Here is a 20455-nt window from a genome sequence, read left to right as displayed (position 1 = left end):
AGGTCGATACATAAGAGGGAATATGAAGGCTGTTTTGTGAATATGAGGAGGAATGTATCTGTGAAAAATACGATTAAAAGTGTCCAAGATCTATATGACATGCTCGATGCAGAGTTCAGATCAGCAAAGCAATTTTGGGAGCCGTTTTATGAAGATCGGAACCGTCCAATCCCCTTTTTTCCAAACAAACCGGACGAAAATCTGGTAGCGCATGTGAATTCAGGAATATTAGCTGGGGGCAAAGCATTGGAACTCGGATGTGGTCCGGGAAGAAATGCACTGTATCTAACTCGCGAAGGCTATGAAGTGGATGCTTATGATCTCTCGGAGCAAGCCATTGCTTGGGCGAAAGAAAGAGCAGCGGAAGAACAGCTTGAAGTGAATTTTGAATGTAAATCCGCATTTGAACTTACGCCACAGGAAGAGTACGATCTCGTCTATGATTCGGGCTGTCTGCATCATCTGCTGCCACATCAGCGAATTCCCTACATACAGATGATTCACAACGGACTCAAACCTGGAGGGTATTTTGGGATGACCTGCTTTGCTCCAGGATTTGGTGGTCAGGGTGGACCGGAGAGCGTTATGGACGATTGGGAGGTATATCGTGAGAAGTCGATGAAAGGCGGTCTGGCTTTTACGGAGGAAAAGCTTCGCTATTTGCTGGAAGATCCATTTGAGTGCGTAGAGTTGCGCCCGATGAAGACGAAGGGCCAGGAGGATATGTGTTTTGGCTTGCCCATTTTGTGGGTGACCTTATGGAGAAAACCCAACGTATAGTTATCGATTTAAAGGTCGTAGGTTTGACCAGTATTGTACAAAGCGAGAGAAAGGCGGCTAGAAAATGGGACAAAGGTATTTTATTATTACAGGTACATCCAAAGGAATCGGCAAACAGATCGCCGAGCTGTTATTGGAAAAGGGAGATCACGTCTATGGTATTGCACGCGGAACGTCTGAATTGGAGGAAACGTATATGCGTTACCAGCATATTCAGTTTGATCTTGCAGATATCCATAGCATCGCCGACCTTGTCTCAAGCATTTTGAAAAAGATTCCTTTGCAAGAGGCTGAATTCATTGGGCTCATAAACAATGCAGCGATGCTGGAGCCGTTGAAACCAATAGACCATTGCAACGCCGAGGAGATCCGTCTTCATCTGAACATCAGTTTGGCAGCACCCATGATCATGACCTCATCTTTTATACAACTCACCAACCACCTGAGCACACGAAGAAAAATAGTCAATGTGTCTTCCGGTTCAGGAAGTTATCCGGCACCTTCAATGGCATCTTACTGTACGTCCAAAGCAGGGATGAACATGTTCACCCAGTGCGTAGCGATGGAGCAATCCGGGCAATCCAATCCCGTTGAAGTGATTGCCTTCGATCCGGGGATGGTAGATACTGAGCTGCAGGCTGTGGCAAGAGGCAAGAGTGCAGAGGAATTCGCATTGTCTGAGGTATTCGGTCAGGTGTATGAAGCAGGTCAATTAAGATCGCCAGAGGATGTCGCAAAGCAACTGATTGAACGTTTGGAAGAAATCAGCGATCCAAGCAAGGTTCTACATGCTATGGAGGGATAACAGCGATCGAAAGAACGATTCGTACCCGTAACGTTTATCTCGGAGAAGTCTACCTTAATAACTTAACTGCCCAAGAAGAACAGAAACGTGGTGAAGGTATATGTTTAAAATTATGCTCATTGAAGACGATGAATCGTTATTCAGTGAAATCAAAGAACGACTATCCCAGTGGTCATATGACGTGTATGGTGTGCAGGATTTTGGCAAAGTCATGCAGGAATATAGTGCCATTCAGCCACAGCTGGTCATTATTGATATTCAGCTTCCCCAGTATGACGGATTTCATTGGTGTCGCATGATCCGCGCTCATTCCAATGTGCCGATTATCTTTCTGTCCTCAAGGGATCATCCTACGGATATGGTCATGTCGATGCATCTGGGCGCAGATGATTTTATCCAGAAGCCTTTCCATTTCGATGTGCTGATTGCCAAAATTCAGGCCACCCTGCGCAGAGTATACAACTACAATACAGAACGGATAGAGCTGCGCACATGGCGCGGGGCTACCATTGAATATGTGAAAAATACACTTACCCATGACCATGAATCGGTCCTTTTGACCAAAAATGAGATGTTCATTCTCAAAGTGCTGGTTGAGCACAAAAATCAGATTGTGACCCGGGAAGATTTGATTCGCAGCTTATGGGATCATGAACATTTTGTGAGTGACAACACGCTGACGGTCAACGTCAATCGACTTCGCAAAAAGCTGGAGCCGCTGGGTCTGGATGGTTATATCGAAACCAAGGTGGGGCAGGGCTATATGGCAACGGAAGAGGCGGAAGCATGATTGGCAAGTACATCCGGGAAAAGCTTAGTTGGCTATGTTTACTCGTAAGCATGCAGCTCATCATTTTGTTTGTGGCCTATATCGACACGTCCATTCCATTCCGATCTGTAGCGTATATGGTCGTGCTGAATGTAGTCGTATGCTTCGTTTTTATCTGGGCGAGATATCCAAGAGAGACCCGGTTCTACAAAAGATTAACCACCTGGGATCATACCTATGATTCGGGGGATCTGGATATCGCTGAAAGCCCTTTTGAACGAATTGTGCACGATGCCGTGACTTCCCAGACCGAACGTCATCGGAAGGAGTCTTCGTCTCATTTTATTTTGCTGGAGCAGGAGAAGGATGAGATGTTGGCCTGGATTCATGAGGTGAAGACGCCCCTAACCGCGCTGCAATTGATGATTGAACGTATGCCGGATGACAAGCTGCAGGGTCAGATGACGTATGAATGGCTGCGAATTCACCAACTGCTTGATCAGCAGCTTCACCAGAAGCGTATTCCATTTATGCATAATGATTTGTTTGTGGAAGAAACGGAACTTGAACGGGTTTTGAATGGTGAGATTAGAGCTTTGAAGTCGTGGTGCATATCCAAAGGGATTGGCTTCGACGTCTCGTTACATGTGACCAAAGTGCTGACCGACAGCAAATGGTTAGGCTTTATCATACGACAGCTGCTTAGCAATGCGGTGAAATACAGTCATTCCGCTGACATTGTCATTGAAAGCAGGGAACAGGACGGGCACATCATGCTGACCATTCAGGATCATGGACGAGGGATTGAGGTTCAGGATTTACCGCGTATCTTTGATAAAGGCTTCACTTCAACCAAAGGCAGGCTGGAGGGGTCGGCAACGGGAATGGGATTGTATCTGACAAGGCAGGTGGCACAAACACTTCATATAGATATTCAGGTACAGTCTGCTCCCGGAGAGGGAACCGGCGTCAAGCTAACCTTCCCGCGAAAGAATGACATGATCCATCTTGCAGGCGTGTGACAACATTGTCACATGCTTTTTGGTTTTGTTCGGTGAATCGCACGATAAATTGGAGCATCCCGCCTATGATGGAGATATACCAAAGAGGAGTGAGTGGGAAATGTGGATACTGGAAGCCAAAAAAATTCATAAAGTCTATGGCAACAAATTAAATAAACAGGAGGTCCTGAAGGGGATTGATCTCGGCGTAAGTAAAGGCGAATTTGTCGGTATTATGGGGCCCTCGGGATCGGGGAAAACGACGCTGCTGAATGTTCTTTCCTCGATCGATCGGGTAAGTCAGGGCACGATTGACATAGAGGGTCAGGAGTTCACCGGCATGAAGGAGAAACAGCTCGCTGAATTCCGGAAACATCATCTTGGCTTTATTTTTCAGGAATATAATCTGCTGGACACCCTTACGGTAAAGGAAAATGTACTTCTGCCGCTCTCCATTACAAACATTCCAAAGCATGAGGCCCACCTGAAGTTCGAACAAATTGCCCGTGAACTGGGCATCTATGAGTTGAAAGATAAATATCCGTCCGAGATTTCGGGTGGACAGAAGCAGCGAACTTCGGCGGCACGTGCATTCGTGCATGATCCTAGCATTATTTTCGCTGACGAGCCGACAGGCGCACTGGATTCCAAATCGGCCTCGGACCTGCTTGGGAAATTGAGTGATATGAACAGCAAACATCAGGCCACAATTATTATGGTTACCCATGATCCGTTTGCCGCAAGTTATTGCAGCAGGGTGATTTTTATCCGGGACGGTCAGATCTACAGCCAATTAAATAAAGGAGACGAGTCTCGGCAATCCTTCTTCAACGACATTATCAAAACTCAGGGCGTGTTGGGTGGTGTGCAGCCATGAGTCTGAACTACATCATTTTTCGCAATCTGAGGAAAAACCTGAAGAATTATTATCTTTACGTCTTTGCCCTCATCTTTAGTGTGGCGCTCTATTTTTCATTTGTGACGTTACAGTATGATCCGTCGATGGATGAGGTTGCCGAATCAACCAAAGGAGCGGCGGCAATTGGCGCCTCCTCTGTGTTATTGATTGTCATTGTGGGCATTTTTCTACTCTATGCCAATACGATCTTTATTAAGCGACGCAGTAAGGAGATTGGTTTGTTTCAGCTGATCGGCCTGACGAAGGGAAAAATTTTTGGCATTTTGAGTGCGGAAAATTGTATTCTCTACTTTGGCTCCATGGTCATTGGTGTGCTGATCGGGTTTCTCGGTTCCAAGCTGATATTGATGATATTGTTCAAAATTATCGGCATTGACGCAATTACGAAGCTGTACTTTTCACCGATGGCCCTGGTGCAGACGCTGATTGTATTTGCGGCCATGTACTTGCTCATCATGCTGATGAACTACATCTTTATCAGAGCGCAGAGCATTCTCTCGCTTTTTCGGGTAACGTCCACAACAGAGCAACAAGTGCAGAAGATGTCTGCAGGACAGGTTGTGATCGGGATTCTGGGCATCGCCCTGATTGTATTTGGATATATTCTGTCTGCACGAATGTTCAGCGGCGAGGTAATGGATATGCAGCAATTGATGTACACGATGATCCTGATTCTGTTCTCGGTCATTCTGGGGACGTATATGTTTTATAAAGGGTCGGTCAGTTTTCTCTTTAATCTGATTCGCAAAAGCAAAAACGGTTACCTTTCCATCAATGAAGTACTGTCGGTATCCTCCATCATGTTCCGTATGAAGTCGAATGCACTATTACTCACCATTATCACGACGGTATCTGCCCTGGCCATCGGCATGCTGTCACTCAGTTACATCTCATACTATTCGGCAGAAGCCCAGGCCAAGGAAAGCATGCCGGAAGATTTTTCTTTTGCCCAGGCAGAAGTGAAAGATCGTTTTGTAGCTGAACTGCAAGCCAAACAGATTCCATATGAGGAGAAGCACAGACAGCCTATATATATTGAAATTGATGCAAAAGAGGTTATGGATGATTCCCTAACGGAAGAACTATTGTTCAGCAGTGTGGTTACCGACAGCATGGTAGATAACATCGATCTGAAACCGGGTGAAGTGGTCTTTATGGGTTACGGGGGTGCCATTCAGCAGTTAATTTCCATTCAGGAAAAAGGTCCAATCGTGCTGCATGGATTGAAGCAAACCATTGACCAGAAACTGATAGGCACAACTAAACAAGGGGTTCTTCCCGTTTACTATACTCTTGGCACGCCGGTAGCTGTAGTGGATGAATCGGTATATCGGCAGCTTTTGAAAGACCTCGATCCCAAGCTGCAGGAGAAGATGGAGTCCGACTATTACGGGGTGCGGATTCTTAATCCTGATCAGGCAGAGGAAGCGTATGGCATTTTCAAAGCCCAGAAATTAACGATACCTAACTTCTCGCAGATGGAACTTAAAAATAACCAAATTACCAATATGGGGCTGATTATGTTTATTGTCGGTTTCCTGGGTCTGACTTTCCTGATTACATCAGGGTGTATCCTCTATTTCAAACAAATGAATGAGAGTGAAGAAGAGAGACCGAACTATACCATTCTTCGGAAACTCGGATTTACTCAAGGCAATCTGCTGCGCGGAATCCAGTTCAAGCAATTGTTTAATTTTGGTATCCCACTTGTCGTGGGATTGAGTCATAGTTATTTTGCCGTGAAATCAGGCTGGTTCTTCTTCGGTACGGAGCTGGTGACACCTACGGTCATGGTCATGATCGTGTATACGTTGTTGTATTCAATCTTTGGCCTATTATCCGTATGGTATTACAAACGTGTGATTAAGGAATCGTTGTAGATCAGGATTGTTCGGATAGCCAGATAACAAAATACATTTTTTAGGGGCAGCTGTATGGGATACAGGTTGTCCTTTCTTTTTGTGGAAAAAAAGGAGGATCACGGATGAAGGGAGAAATGTTGATGGAGGATGGAAATAGGGTTGTTGCCAAGGAGGGGGAACATGTCTGGTCCGATATATGAATCCAAACAAGAGCTGATCGAAACCATTCATCGTGTATATCTGCTGTTTGAAGTCGAGTTTAATGAAATCAGCGAGGGCAGCAAAGATAAACTTGTGGAGGGCGTAGACCGCACACCTGCACAGATGATTGCCTATCAGTTGGGATGGATGAATCTTGTGATGGGATGGGATAGGAAGGAAAGGGCGGGAGAGGTGGTCATGATGCCAGCACCAGATTATCAATGGAACCAACTGGGGGCATTGAATGCATCCTTTTACGACAAATATGCTGATCTTTCCCTTATGCAACTGCGGTCCTTGTTTCGGGAAACGGAGCAACAATGGTTAAACTGGATTGAATCACTTCGTGAGGAAGAGTTATTTGTGCAGGGGATGAGGAAGTGGACGGGGACTAAGCCTGGATGGGCCATGGTGAAGTGGATACAGATTAATTCAGTTGCGCCATTCAAGTCGTTTCGTACCAAGATTCGCAAATGGAAAAAGATACATTCCGATGACTTGGGTTCTAAGGGAGGAATTTAAATGAATCTGGCTAACAAAATCACCCTGGCGAGAATGGCATTGATTCCATTGTTTATGTTGTGTTTCATTCCCTTTCCGTCATGGATGCAGGGATCGAGTGAACTTTTGCGTTTTTTGGATCAGCATGATGTGGTGATTGGAGTGATTATCTTTGTGTTCGCTTCAGTTACGGATAAGCTGGATGGCTACGTGGCTAGAAAATATAATCAGATCACCAATCTGGGGAAATTGCTTGACCCGCTGGCGGATAAACTGTTGATCTCGGCTGCGCTGATTATGATGGTTCAGGTGGATATGATCGGTTCATGGATAGCTGTGGTCATTATAGGGAGAGAAATTGTTATTACAGCGCTGCGCATGATTGCCAGTGAACAGGGAATTGTCCTCGCTGCTGACCGATATGGCAAGATCAAAATGGTACTGCAGGTGGCGGCCATTGTCGCTGTGTTATTGAATAATGTTCCCTTTCGTTTGTTGACTGATGTGCGGGTTGATTTGATTTTATTGTGGCTGGCGGGAGGAGTTACGCTGTTATCGGGTTTGAACTATATTGTAGTGAACTATAAGTTGCTTAGGTTGGGTAGGTAGGGGGCTTGTCATGAAAGCTAGAGTGTACCTGGCTAAATCGGGATCTATGATTGAAGAAGAGAGTGGAATGGATAACTGGCTGGTTGCTGTAAAACAAAGACCTGATATTCAATACGCGGATGTGAATGATCGAATACAGGTAGAACGGTTGATCATGAGTAGAAAATTTGGAATGGACTCTCTTCAGATGGCCATTCATGTATTCGATGAGGGCGGACAACCACTGATTGGATATGAGGTTCCAAGTGGCTTGAATATATGGCAGGACTACTTGCGAGCTATTCGCAAGTTGATGGAGCGGGGTAAAGCCTGTGTGAGTTATGGAATCGATCCTTACGTACTAGAAATGGAGCAGCTGGCAAAGGGCAGATTAAGGTTTGCTATTCGTTTGGAGTTGGTTCCTCAGAATATACTCACACAGTTCATTACATCTGAAAAAGAGTTTTTGTTGGAGCTTTTGAGAGCGATTGAATTCTTGTGGAGCAAGATGCTGCAAGAGCATCATACACTTGGCAGACCCAACATATCCATGCCGAAGAACGGCGGGGAAGACATTTTTATAGAGATCCATTCTTTGCGCAAATGGTTGCTTCAATTATCGGAATAGGCACATTTAAAAAAATAAAGGCAGACTCTGCGTGAAAGTCGCAGGGTTTCTTTGTCGTTACAACAGAACCCAAAAAAATATAGGGCCACGGCAGTGTTCCAAGTATACTTATAGTAGTTGAAACATCATGAAACAAATCGGAAAACAGGCACCATGGTGCTGATTCAGGAGGATCCCATGCAACAGGAACACACCGCTGGTCTTCACGGGGACTGGCTTCAATTTATGATTTTAACAACCAAACTGGAACTGCCACCATTGCCAGCGGATACACTGGACCGTCCAAGGCTTAGTTCGCAATACGAAGAATTGTTCCAATCCAAAGTCACTTTGTTGACTGCTCCGGCGGGTTCAGGAAAATCAACACTACTGGGCAGCTGGGTAAGAAGTGAAGCCGTACAAGCGGCCTGTGTCTGTCTGGATGAGCAGGATCAGGACCCGCTTCAGTTTTGGCTCTACATGATTCATGCACTGGACCGAGTGAGAGAGGGGCTCTGCGGGGATGTCCTGCCACACTTTTTGCAACGGTATCCGATAGAACCAAGGTCAGCATTAATCATATTGTTGAACCGTTTGGCCGAGTCCCGTCAACCTGTACTGCTCATTCTGGATGACTATCATGCGGTAAAGCAGCCTGAGATTCATGAGCAGATGCAATACTTTATCGAAAATCTTCCCCTGTCCATTCATCTGGTACTGTCCAGTCGTACCTACCCTCCGTTCAAGCTTGAGAAGCTGCGCCTGAGAGGTGAAGTGAAGCAATTTACGCTTCAGGAGCTGGCGTTTACGACAGAAGAAGGCATTGAATTTTGCCAAAAAATCATGCGATTGGATGTTGCCAGAGGTGAAGCGCATGGCTGGGTACAGCAGACGGAGGGGTGGGCTGCCGGATTGAAGCTGCTTGCTTTATCTCACGCATTCGGGGCAAACTCGTTGGTTAGCCCTATGAATTCGATATCGTCACCTCTGTCTCGAGAAGATCACGGACAACATGGAGATAGGACGATTTCGGATTATCTGCTCGAAGAGGTATTCCAGCGTCAGTCACCGGAAATGCAGCAATTTCTGCTCCGGACTTCGATTACAAGAAGAATGAACAGCGATCTATGCCAGGTATTAAGTGATATGGAGGAAGCTCCGCAGTTGTTAAGGCAGCTGGAGAAGGAACATCTCTTCCTTGTTCCGCTGGATCGGGAAGCACGCTGGTATCGTTATCATCACTTGTTCTCTGCATTTCTAAGGCGTGAGTTGGCTCGTTATGGCACTGAACATGTGAATGAATTACATGCTCTTGCTGCACATTGGTATGAGCAGCAAGGGTACCCGGCTGAAGCACTGGATCACTATATTCTCGGACAGTATATGCAGGATGCAGCCAGACTGCTGGAAGAACTGTTCGCCCACTTTATTATGGGAGAGTGGTGGACGCTCCGGCGATATTTCGATGTTTTGCCACTGGAGATCGTGAAAGCACGTCCGAAGTTATATATGTCCTACCTGTTCCTGTTTGCGCGCGAAATGCCCTATGGACAGATGGTGAAGCAGCTTGATGAACTGGAACACGTTATCCGGGTGCATCTTCAAGGACAGCTTGAACCTGAGATTGTCGGGTATTTGCTGCAGGTCATTTGTGTGATGCGAGCTTACATGGCTTATCTGAACAGAGATTTGGAGGGGCTGGCATCTTATTTGGTGTCCTATATTGATCAGGGATATCCTGATGATATTGCCTTTCAGTATATGGATTATGATCGGAGAGAGAGCATGCGCCTGCGCAGCTTTCATGGTGTTAATGGCTACTTGAGGCGTGGAGAAGCTTGTTTCGGAGCGATTACGGAACGTTGGTATGCCGAGCATGCCTATGTAACGTCCTATTATGGTGTGGGATACGGTGAAATTTTAATGGAGAAGGATCGGTTACCAGAAGCGATATGTTATGCCGACCGCGCGCTTGAAGTGGCCTTGCAGATCAAGGTGGCTGCGCTGCTCGTTCCTGCGTATGTGCTCAAGGCCAGACTTGAACTTACACTGGGTCGACCTGAGGAAGGCATGAAGCTGCTTCAACAGGTCACAGGGTTGTTATCTGTGGAGGATATGGAATACTGGCATCCAGCACTGGAAGCGCATCAACATCGAATTTTACTTGAAATGAGTCCCGTGGAAGCGGCTGAAACCATTTTGGCTAAGTCCGTAAGAGAAGGAAGTGTGGCAGCTGAGACCAGCTGTGATCAGATGCACCATGCCATCGTTCGCATACGTGCGATGATCGTCCTTGAGCAGTATGATCTTGCACAAGAGGAATTGAGACGGATTCGTAACCAAGCTGATGAACGGGATTGGCTGACTGAACAGGTAGAATGTGCTCTGCTAGAGTCAATTATGCTGCAAAAGCAAGGAATCACAGATGCCAGTGTTGCAGCGTTATCCCGTGCTCTGATGCTGGGAGGACCGGAAGGATATATCCGTTCATTCATTGCTGAAGGTGAGCAGATGAAGCTGTTGCTCCAGCATTATCTGTATCTGCGCCGAACGAAGGCGATACAGGATCATGGTGTGAAAATGGCTTATGTGAAGCAGTTGTTATCGGCATTCGCAAGAGACAAACGGGCAAGGGGTCTCTCCTCTGTAGGGGAGGCAAACCTGGATACGAAGGAAGTGGGACTCAGCCCGATGGAGCAAAAAATATTCGGTTATATTGCTGAGGGACTGACCAGCAAACAGATTGCTGCTGAGTTTGGTATCTCCCCAGGAACCGTCAATACGCATATTCGCCGAGTGTTCGCGAAGCTGGGTGCGAGTAGTCGTACCCATGCTGTACAAATGGCGGAACAGCGGGGATTGCTATGATGTGGTGATACGCTGTCTACTCTTTTGTAGACTGTTTTCCAACCAAGGTGTCTCCTACAATGAAGAAAATCAATGAACACTGACGAGTCTTTGGATTCCAGGGTTATATTCATGTGGGAGGTAACGTTAAGCCATGTCAACACGTATATCCAAACCAAAAGATCGTTCTAATAAACCTAAGAACCGTCGAGTCTCGCCTTATTTGACAGCCATTTTGTCTTTATCTGTCATTGCTGTTCCTGTAACAGCTAGTGCAGCAGCCGATGATGTAAGTATTCATGACTTGCGGGAGGCAGCACCGTGGGCCCAGCAAGCCATTGAAAGGGCTGCCGAACAACAGATCATTCTGGCGGACAAAGCAGGGAATTTCAATCCGAATGGAATGTTGACAAGAGGGGACCTTGCGTACACGCTGGCAAAACTATTAGGATTGAACGTACCATCGTTAGATCAGCTTCCAACTTCGTTATTCAAGGATTTGGATAGTAACGCTGAGAATGCATCCTATATTAACGCCCTTAAATCGACCGGAATCATCAACGGTTATCCGGATGGTACGTTCCGTCCAGGCGGGCTGGTGACAAGGGAAGAGCTGGCAACGACGATCATTCGGGCGTTGAAGGTTAAGGGATATGATGCAGAGTTCAATTCGACCAAAGAATTGTCATTTAAAGATACATCCAAGATCAGTGCCTGGGCTTTGCCAAGCATACAACAGGCTGTTGAATGGGGGATTTTGAAGGGGGAAAATGGAAACTTTGCTCCCAAGCGCTCCACTTCCAGACAGGAAATGGCCGTGATCGCATTACGCACAACTGAAGTTATTCAAGCACTTGAAGAAGCTGCGAGTCAGGGGGATGATCCAGAGTCTACCCATTCCAATGAGCCAGGAAAGGTAACTGAGGTGCAGGGTACAACTTCAGGCGGCAATAACGCAGGGAACGGTACAGGAAACACAAACGGTAATTCCGTGGCGACGCCAGGGAGTGGAAATGGAAGCACGGGTGGAGGAAGTGGATCTGCGCCTACCTATCCGACGAATCCTTCCACTCCGTCCAATCCACAGCCCGGAAACCGGGCTCCACTAGTCGTTAGTGGCGGTTTGCCTGATCAGGAACTCACATTGGATCACGCCTCACTGGACTGGCAAGTCTCCTCTTACTTTAGTGATCCAGATGGGGATGGCTTGCAATACAGTGTCATCACAGGAGATAAAACCATCGTGTCCTCCACTGTGGCAGGCCAAAGGATTCGACTTGTACCACAGGCTGCTGGAGAAACGGTGCTAACGATCAAAGCTGTCGATGTGCATGGCGCGAGTGTTACAGCACAACTTAAGGTTAAGGTGCAGGCCAATACAATAAAACGCCAATTTCCTGATCCACATTTGGCAGGAGCCATGGCTCATTGGTTGCAAAAGGATGTGAATGATCCGCTGACCAAAGACGAATTGGTGGCAGCTCTCACTCAGACGAATGGGGGATTGTATGCGAGGGATGCAGGCATTTCTGATTTGACGGGAGTCGAGATATTCAAAGGAATGAATGTAACCGAAATCGATCTGACCGGAAACGAAATAAGCAAGGCGGATGCTTCTGGATTCGATCACTTGAAATGGCTGGATTTATCCGGTAACCACCTGACGGAGATCAATGTTACGGCACTGGATCAGCTGGAGTATCTAAATCTGGCGAACAATCAACTGGCTTTCTTGAATGTGGACGGATTACATTCCTTGCAGGAACTTAATGTGAACAACAATAAACTTGTTCATGTACCTGATGGAGTTGCTGAACTGTCTGATCTGCAATACTTGGATGTGAGTGACAACTCCATACTCCTGAGAGAAGAGCCTGATTTCACGCTGCACCAGACGCTGCTGCAACGTTTGTCCTCGTATTATTTTGATGATGCTCCCCCTATGCTGGTGGAGGCACCTGCAGGTAATATCGCTTATGTTAATGGAGATGAGACTGAGATCGACCTATCCTTCATGTTTGAAGATGAGGATGACGCTAGTTCAACCCTCGTACTTATGGCTACCTCACCTGATCCGCAATTGGCAGAAGTCAGAATGGTTGGACAGCAATTATATGTTACAGCACTCGGGACGAGTAGTGAGCCTATTCGGATTGAGGTAAAGGCCACGGATCCTCTGGGCAGAATTGGCATAGGTCATGTTTGTGTTGAGCTGAAGGGAATAGAGTAGAGCTTTGACTCGGGTATAAACGACACTAAAACTATAAGTGTTGAAGTTAATCGAACGTACTTTCCATGGGGGAAGTACGTTATTTTTATGTTGTCTGGAGCAAAGTAATGTTAAAATATGCAGGAAATGAACGCGGCTTTGAATAAGTAATGACGAGAAGGAGGAGAAGAGCGTGTCCCAGATCCACATTAATCCGAGTAATTCAAAGGATACGAAATATGTTCGCCAGCAACTCATCGCATATAATGCTGAACATGTGAGCGAGGAATTAAGGAATCGTTATGAAGAATTGAATTTCCATATCAAAAATAAGGCTGGCGAGATTGTTGCCGGTGTGATCAGTACACTTTGCTGGAACTGGCTGGAGATCGACTTTCTTTGGGTAGAAGCAGAGCAGCGGCATCAGGGTTATGGTTCCCGATTACTGAGTGAGGTTGAACGTATTGCGCGCGAGAAATCCTGTGATTTCATCCAACTGAACACGTTCTCATATCAGGCACCTGAATTTTACAAGAAGCATGGCTACCAATTGATCTTAACGATTGAGAATGCACCGACCGGACACAGTCATTATTATTTTAAGAAGGACCTAAACTAAGATGGAATATAGGCAATACGACCACAGTCAGGAGGATCATAATGGTTACCATTAAAGCAATCGAACTTGAAGATTTACCGGCACTAAGCAAGCTATACAACGAGTTGATGGGTACACCGACCAATGAACAACAGATGCAGAAGATGTTTCACTATATTCAACAAAACGGACATTACCATGTACTTGGTGCATTTTACAACGGTGAACTGGCCGGATCGGTTATGGGTATTGAATGTATGGATCTGGCGGGTCAGTGCAATCCCTTCATGGTTGTGGAGAATGTGATTGTATCCGATCAGGTACGCAGACAGGGAATTGGTCAGAAGCTTATGCTTCAGATTGAGCACATTGCGAGAGATCTTGGATGTGAATACATGATTCTGGTGTCTGGCGATCAGCGCAAAGAGGCTCATATTTTTTATGAAAAGCTGGGCTTTAAAGATGAGAAAGTTCAGGGTTATCGGAAGCATTTTAATTAGGTAGAAGGACTACTTAAGGAGCAGGTCGAGTAAGGCATAGTCTCGAAATTAAATGAACTGATATGAGGGAGGCACTCTCGTGTTCAAAAAATGGGCTAATGTCTTGATAATTCTGAGCTTGGTATTCGCTGTATGCTCCCCAACATCCTATGCTGCTGCCAAAACGGCCAAAGTGACCGTGACGCTTGTCAGCGCTGAACTGGTGGAGAACAATTCCGTTGGTAATGAATGGGCCATTGGGGCAACTGTGAACGGGAAGGACCTGAAGGAAGGTTCGTCCGTCACGTTAAATCTGAAACCAACAGATACGGTGAAATTAAAAGCAAATGCCGAAGAACAGGACAAAATTCCTGATCTGGGGAGCAAAAGTATGAACGTTAAGGTTTCCTCCATCTCCAAATCAATTAACAAGACCCTGTCCGTTGTCGTGACGGAGAACAGAGGCCGCTATTCGGGTAACACAGCGACGTGGGAGTTCAAGTTTAAGATCAGCAAGAAATAAAATAGGGACTGATCATGAAAAGGGAGCCTGGCTCTTTTTTTAATTTGTAGGGATAACGTTGAACGGAAGGATTGTATAGTTTCGGGAACGGTGTCTCTTTGGTAAAATAAAGAAAGTTATGGGTAGGGACGTATATATTTCATTGAAAGTTTTAGTAAAGACAAAAGGAGGTTAACCAGATCATGCGTATCGTAGATAACATTAAAGTCTGGGGGGAGCCGCTGGAGAATGCGGTAAGTCAGGCAGTGACTTGCTCGCAGCATGGTGACGTACTGGGTGTGGCTCTGATGGCGGACCATCACAAAGGTTATTCACAGCCCATTGGGGGCGTGGTTGCCTACCGGAACATGATCAGTCCGTCAGGGGTTGGATATGATATTGCCTGCGGTAACAAAGCCGTTCGCACCAACCTGATGTGGGATGATATCCGGGATCAGATCGCTGTCATTATGGATGACATTAATTCGACCATTTCCTTCGGCGTAGGCCGCAACAATCCAACACCTGTAGATCATGAATTGTTCGAGGATGCCAGCTGGAAGCTGTTTGATTCCATTGAGCCTGGATTACAGCATAAGTTGAAGACACTCGCGCGCAATCAGCTCGGGACGGTGGGCAGTGGGAATCATTTTGTAGATATTTTTGTGGAAGAGACGACGGGAAAAGTATGGATAGCGAATCATTTTGGAAGCCGCGGCTTCGGGCATAAGGTCGCGAGTGGTTTTCTGAATCTGGCTGCCGGACGTGCATTCAGTGGCAAAGCGCCTGGAGAATCAATGGATCAACCACCGACATTGTTTGACCTCAAAAGTGAATTGGGTGATATGTATTGGGACGGGATGACTTTGGCCGGTCGATATGCGTACGCAGGACGGGATTATGTGATTGAACAGGTTCTCGGAATTCTCGGGGCGAGTTCAGAATACACGGTTCATAACCATCATAACTTTGCCTGGAAAGAACAGCATATGGGGGAAGAAGTGGTGGTGGTCCGTAAAGGAGCAACGCCGCTGGCACCGGGCCAGCTCGGCTTTGTGGGCGGAAGCATGGGAGATATCTCGGTAATCGTGGAAGGAATCCACAGCGAAGAGAATACCGAGTCTTTCCGCAGCACCGTTCATGGTGCAGGACGCATCATGAGCCGAACCCAAGCTGCTGGCAAAATGAATTACAAGCTGCGTACACGCATGGGCGGCGAGATCAGCGAAGAACAGATGCAAGCGGCGATTCGTGCCTATGGTGTGGAGCTTCGGGGTGCAGGAACGGATGAAAGTCCATTTGTGTACAAGAAGCTGCAGGACGTGCTGAATGCGCATGCGCATACCTTGAAAATCAACCATACCTTTCGCCCCGTAGGTGTCGCGATGGCCGGAGGCAACGAATTCGACCCGTATAAGGACTAGTTTGAAAAGAAGAAGGTGAACCTCATGAGAAATTGCGCGATATACAGCTCCCAGTTTGATCTGGATCAGCTGTTTGACATGATTCAATCCATATATCCTCAGGATACCATTGAGTGTAGGGAAGATAAAACCCATATTCAAGTCACACGCAAGAAGTTATTCAGTAAAAAGACGAAAGGCTTCAATATCATGACCAGCCAGACCCACCCGGAAGAATTTACGACTATGATTCAGGGAATGCTGGGGTTTCTGAGTCAGATTGAGGGAAAGAATCCACCGCTGCAGGAAAAGGTACTGATTAAATGCTCCACACTGAATATGGTTGTTGGGATCGAGACGGAAGAAGATATCTCAGAGGAATTCTTCAATGAATTATTGCATCTGGCCGATGCCCTTGACGGAGTCATCTTCTGGGGAGGTGGCTCCTTGCTGAATGCGCAGGGTAATCTCCTGCTGGATGTCAACGGAGAATCCGAAGTAGAGGATTACAACGTGACAGCACACACCAGTTTCCTGGATGATATCAGACCCCCGTCGGAATCTGCAATGCTGCGAAAAGAGCGTTCGGAGCAGCTTTTAACAGAACAAGGAATTCCATTCAATATTCATTTGCCTGCAAGAGCAGGGGAGGAGCATACAACCACCCGTAGCGTACAAGAAGTGGCCCGGCGTGCGGTAGCCCTTTGTATTGCAGCACTCAAGGGCGAATGCCTGGGAGCGGGGGAGAGCGCAGAAGATACAGCAGCGCTGGTCCAGGAAGTGATCGACAAGTATGATGCGACTTCATTTTTCTCACCTGTGGAGAGAAGATTTGTGGAGCAGCATGGGGCAGAGCATCAGGAGGTCATCTCCTTTTCATGGGGATATGAAGCTTATCATGTGATGTTATGGGCACTTGGTTACGTCAAGGAGCTTGGCGCTCCGGTGAAGCTCTGTAACGTAGGACAGGATGTAGGGTATTTGCAGCAATGTGACGATGTTGAAGCCTTTGTAGCCGGGGCACAGCTTCGCGCCAAAAGCGAGATACTGGATGCAGCAGACTTGATCTACCGATACAACTGGGTGTGTGTGGATAGTCGTGTGAAGGGCCAAACACCTCCCGGAGGTCTGAATGGTGGAGTTGCCTACGAACGTCATCGTGCACTCAATTGGCTGATCTGTTATCTGGATCAGGACTGGGATGATGTACGGACAGATACGTAGAATAAAGTACTGAAATCGACTATGTTTATAGGATATCCAGACTCAAATATCCCCCACGCCAGTCGAGCACTGGTGATGGGGGTGTTTTGGTGTCTCTGGATACCATAACGTTTATCCGCTGTGCCTTCCATGTTGTTCCCGAATCAGCACATCAGCAAGAATCAGCTTTTTCTCTACATTACTCTCCGGATTTACTATACGCCATAACATCTGGTCCACGGCACGCGCACCAAGCAATTCCTTGTTCACATTAACTGTGGCAAGCAGCGGGATATTGTCATACACATTATCGAAACCAGTGACAACGCACTGATCCGGTACGCGAATCCCCATACTCTCCAGGGCTTCAATGGTGTAGAGCGCAAAGGAGTCATTGGCACAGACAAAAACCTCAGGCAAGTTCTCCTCGTTAATAACCGAAGTAAACGTCTTGTGGAAATCATCCACATCCGGGCTGCTCAGCTCTTGAATCTGATTCATTTCCACCCCATGTCCCATTAACACAGAAGTATAGGCGACCCATCGTTCATAGAAGCTATGGGCATCACTGGTATTTCCAACAAACTGAAATCGTTTGAATCCTTTGCGCAGAAGGTAGAGCATAATGTCACGCATGGAAGCAAAATTGTCTGTAAAAATACTGTCACTGTGAAAGACGGGGTCGAGATGATCCACCATAACGACAGGAATGCCCAGACGCTTGATTTCAAGCAGAATAGGTGTCGAGATTGAACCAACCGTAATAATGCCCCGAATAGCATCCGGATTCAGTAACGTGAATAATTGGTCCGCAGACGGCTCTGTCAAGGTGAGGATATTGATGCCTTTCTGATTCAGTCTGGAAGATATTCCGTTAAAGACAGGTCCCCAGTATACGGATTCCTGATTCTGATAACGAATATTGGGAAACAACACCAAAATCGTACCGCTCCATCGCATGTTCTGAGGGTCCTGAAGCTCATTGCTGCTATACATCTCGCTAGACAACATGCTGTTATCTTTGAAATATCCAAGCTTGCCAGCAGCTTTAAGAATAACGTCCCGTGTCTGTTCACTAACCCCTGACTTTCCAGACAGTGCGCGGGATACTGCAAATTTCGACAGACCCGTAAAATGTGCAATTTCCTGAATTGTTACCTTCGTCTTCATCATATCATCCTTACACTCATAATTCTGCCGTATTCTTTACATGGAGCCATGAGAAACTGGTTCTAGTATATCATGATGTATTTCTCTTAATCTAATAACGGCTGAAGAAGTGAAAATGTGAGTATCCAGAACTCCATACATATAACGACGGAAATAGACTCGGTAATAGCCATGTTTCAAGAGAAAAGAGTGTATTTTGTATTATTTATTATCTTTTTGTTATTTTGTAAAATAACAAATTAAAACGTATTTGTTATCGATTGAATTTGAAAGTACTCTGAATATTATTTTATTTTATATTGATATAAAAGGATTTTAACTGATACATCCGTATTCTATCAGAATAATTAGAAAATGTTAACAACAAAAATGTTGACGCTTACATTTTACTATGTTAAATTTTGTTTGTTAAAACCAAACGAATAAATAACAAATGGTGGTGGTTATTTTATTTTTATTAGGGGTGTTGGAATGGGTGGAAAGATGTTGGTTGGGCCATGATTTGTACACATTTTCGGGAGGTTGTTAAATTCATGATTAGAAAATGGAATGTTTTGCCGCTGATGTTATTGGTCATGATGCTTTTTGTATCCGCTTGCAGTGGTGGGGGGACAGCTCAGCCGGGAACGGATGCAACAACCAATTCAGGCAACAGTACGGGGACCGCGGAAACAGACACAGAAAGCGGGACAGAAGAAGTGGCAGTCGATGTGCCGGATTTAGGTGGACGTGTCATCAAGGTTGCGGCCTGGTGGGATCTGAAGCCGGCGGGAGAGACCGCATCAGACAAGGCGAGACTGGATAAAATCGCTGAGGTCGAAAAGAAATACAATGTGAAAATCGAGTTCGTGAATGTACCATTCGAAGAATACATGAATAAATTCACAACGACTGCGCTGGCTGGCGAACCGTTCGCAGACATCGTTCAGATGGAGTACAAATCCGCACTTCCCGCCATCCTCAAAGGCCAATTGCTCCAAATCTCCGAATTCACCACACCTGAGAATAACATCAACCAAGAGGCCAACCTGATCACGAAATACCCTGCCATTGCAGGCAACTCCTATGCATTCGATTCACCGACCAGCATCGGTCTGGGAATTCACTATAACCGTGACTTGTTCAAGAAGCTGTCGTTACCTGATCCCCAGGATCTGTACAACAAAGGGGAATGGACTTGGGAAAAGTTCATGGAACTGGCGAAACAGGCTACGAAAGATACGGATAATGACGGAAAAATAGACGTATACGGGTTCTCCGGCTGGGCCATTGACGTGCTTCGTCACTTTACCGCAGCCAATGGCGGCACGATCGTAGATGACGAACACTCGAAAGAGGGATTGTCTGATCCGAAAACGATTGAAGCTGCCGAATTCGTCAAACGCCTGTATAACGTGGAGAATGTTGTGAAAGTCAAAACGGGTGACAAAACGAACTGGGAGGAAAGCAACACGTTCAAGGATGGAGACGTGGCCTTGTTCACTGCTGCGGAATGGCAGTTGGGCGATATCACTTTTGCCGCTGGAGTCGTACCGATTCCGAACGGCCCTCAGGGCAACAAGGATGTAACATATGCCAACAGCGCCGCCTCTGCCAAATTCATTCCAAAAGGTGTGAAAGATCCTAAAATCGTATATCAAATCTATGAAGAGACTTTTGACATTCCGCAGATCGAAGAGTACCCAGGTCAGGATTACCTGGAAAGTCGTTATACCGACGAGAAGGACGTCGCCATGATCCGCGAACATATTGCGGGAACGGGCCGCATCCTGCTGGATGACGCCTACACAGGGTATCCAATCGGTGACTATGTAAACGACATTATCAAAAACAATGCTTCCGTTACGGCCACAGCCGAGAAGTACAAAGCACAGGCACAAGCGGCAGTTGACAAACTGGGCAAACCATAATATTAGCCGGATTCATACAGGGGTGCCCCGTGTACGGGCTCGCGCACGGGTGCCTCATTCCCTGTATCACCAAATAGGCATTGCTGGCATCAGCCTTGATG

The 20455-nt window shown here is 46.4% G+C and carries 18 protein-coding genes; 17 read left to right on the top strand and 1 reads right to left on the bottom strand.

The genetic code is table 11. The annotated features are described in order from the left end of the window. Positions 1–60 precede the first annotated feature (60 nt). From PPA03S_RS04795 to PPA03S_RS04720, 16 genes are all read left to right on the top strand, one after another. Entirely contained in the window at positions 61–780 is a 720-nt protein-coding gene (locus PPA03S_RS04795) for a class I SAM-dependent methyltransferase (protein WP_062320377.1), read from the top strand. Positions 781–844: 64 nt separating this feature from the next. Then, positions 845–1585, top strand: a complete 741-nt coding sequence (locus PPA03S_RS04790) for an SDR family NAD(P)-dependent oxidoreductase (RefSeq protein ID WP_062320375.1) — start codon at positions 845–847, stop codon at positions 1583–1585. A 100-nt stretch (positions 1586–1685) separates the two neighbouring features. After that, a complete protein-coding gene (locus tag PPA03S_RS04785; RefSeq protein ID WP_062320374.1) occupies positions 1686–2375 on the top strand; it encodes a response regulator transcription factor in 690 nt (229 codons plus the stop codon). Beyond that, positions 2372–3376: a sensor histidine kinase gene (locus PPA03S_RS04780; RefSeq protein WP_062320372.1), complete on the top strand. Its 1005-nt coding sequence runs from the start codon at positions 2372–2374 to the stop codon at positions 3374–3376. The genes PPA03S_RS04785 and PPA03S_RS04780 overlap by 4 nt, the downstream gene beginning before the upstream one ends. A gap of 100 nt (positions 3377–3476) precedes the next feature. After that, complete coding sequence (locus PPA03S_RS04775; protein ID WP_062320370.1) at positions 3477–4232, top strand: ABC transporter ATP-binding protein; 756 nt, start codon at positions 3477–3479, stop codon at positions 4230–4232. Then, positions 4229–6154 (top strand): FtsX-like permease family protein, encoded by a 1926-nt coding sequence (locus PPA03S_RS04770; protein WP_062320369.1) that lies wholly within the window; start codon positions 4229–4231, stop codon positions 6152–6154. Before PPA03S_RS04775 ends, PPA03S_RS04770 begins: the two co-directional genes overlap by 4 nt. A 162-nt stretch (positions 6155–6316) precedes the next feature. After that, positions 6317–6859, top strand: a complete 543-nt coding sequence (locus PPA03S_RS04765) for a ClbS/DfsB family four-helix bundle protein (protein WP_062320367.1) — start codon at positions 6317–6319, stop codon at positions 6857–6859. Next, positions 6860–7447 (top strand): CDP-diacylglycerol--glycerol-3-phosphate 3-phosphatidyltransferase, encoded by a 588-nt coding sequence (gene pgsA, locus PPA03S_RS04760; RefSeq protein ID WP_062320365.1) that lies wholly within the window; start codon positions 6860–6862, stop codon positions 7445–7447. Positions 7448–7457: 10 nt separating this feature from the next. Further along, entirely contained in the window at positions 7458–8054 is a 597-nt protein-coding gene (locus tag PPA03S_RS04755; protein WP_062320363.1) for a hypothetical protein, read from the top strand. A 177-nt stretch (positions 8055–8231) separates the two neighbouring features. Next, positions 8232–10901 carry a winged helix-turn-helix domain-containing protein gene (locus tag PPA03S_RS04750; RefSeq protein ID WP_062320361.1) on the top strand — a complete coding sequence of 890 codons (2670 nt, stop codon included), beginning with the start codon at positions 8232–8234 and terminating at the stop codon, positions 10899–10901. Positions 10902–11034: 133 nt separating this feature from the next. After that, positions 11035–13110 carry an S-layer homology domain-containing protein gene (locus PPA03S_RS04745; protein ID WP_062320359.1) on the top strand — a complete coding sequence of 692 codons (2076 nt, stop codon included), beginning with the start codon at positions 11035–11037 and terminating at the stop codon, positions 13108–13110. Between the two features lie 172 nt (positions 13111–13282). Then, entirely contained in the window at positions 13283–13708 is a 426-nt protein-coding gene (locus PPA03S_RS04740; RefSeq protein WP_062320357.1) for a GNAT family N-acetyltransferase, read from the top strand. A 41-nt stretch (positions 13709–13749) separates the two neighbouring features. Then, positions 13750–14187: a GNAT family N-acetyltransferase gene (locus PPA03S_RS04735; RefSeq protein WP_062320355.1), complete on the top strand. Its 438-nt coding sequence runs from the start codon at positions 13750–13752 to the stop codon at positions 14185–14187. A 79-nt stretch (positions 14188–14266) separates the two neighbouring features. Continuing rightward, complete coding sequence (locus PPA03S_RS04730; protein WP_062320353.1) at positions 14267–14689, top strand: hypothetical protein; 423 nt, start codon at positions 14267–14269, stop codon at positions 14687–14689. Between the two features lie 182 nt (positions 14690–14871). Continuing rightward, positions 14872–16092: an RtcB family protein gene (locus PPA03S_RS04725; protein WP_062320351.1), complete on the top strand. Its 1221-nt coding sequence runs from the start codon at positions 14872–14874 to the stop codon at positions 16090–16092. 24 nt (positions 16093–16116) lie between these two features. Next, positions 16117–17295 carry a DUF4272 domain-containing protein gene (locus PPA03S_RS04720; protein WP_062320349.1) on the top strand — a complete coding sequence of 393 codons (1179 nt, stop codon included), beginning with the start codon at positions 16117–16119 and terminating at the stop codon, positions 17293–17295. Between the two features lie 111 nt (positions 17296–17406). Here the strand turns inward: PPA03S_RS04720 and PPA03S_RS04715 are convergent, their stop codons facing one another. Then, on the bottom strand, positions 17407–18447 hold the full coding sequence (locus PPA03S_RS04715; RefSeq protein ID WP_245683511.1) for a LacI family DNA-binding transcriptional regulator: 1041 nt from the start codon (positions 18445–18447) through the stop codon (positions 17407–17409). A 530-nt stretch (positions 18448–18977) separates the two neighbouring features. On the opposite strand from PPA03S_RS04715, the gene PPA03S_RS04710 reads away from it, so the two are divergent. Then, entirely contained in the window at positions 18978–20354 is a 1377-nt protein-coding gene (locus PPA03S_RS04710; protein WP_411835350.1) for an ABC transporter substrate-binding protein, read from the top strand. The last annotated feature ends 101 nt before the right edge of the window (positions 20355–20455 follow it).

This window comes from Paenibacillus pabuli NBRC 13638 (assembly GCF_001514495.1).
GTDB classification, from domain to species: Bacteria; Bacillota; Bacilli; order Paenibacillales; family Paenibacillaceae; genus Paenibacillus; species Paenibacillus pabuli.
The sequence above is the reverse complement of the archived record's forward strand: the minus strand, read 5'-3'. Positions and strand labels throughout refer to the sequence as shown.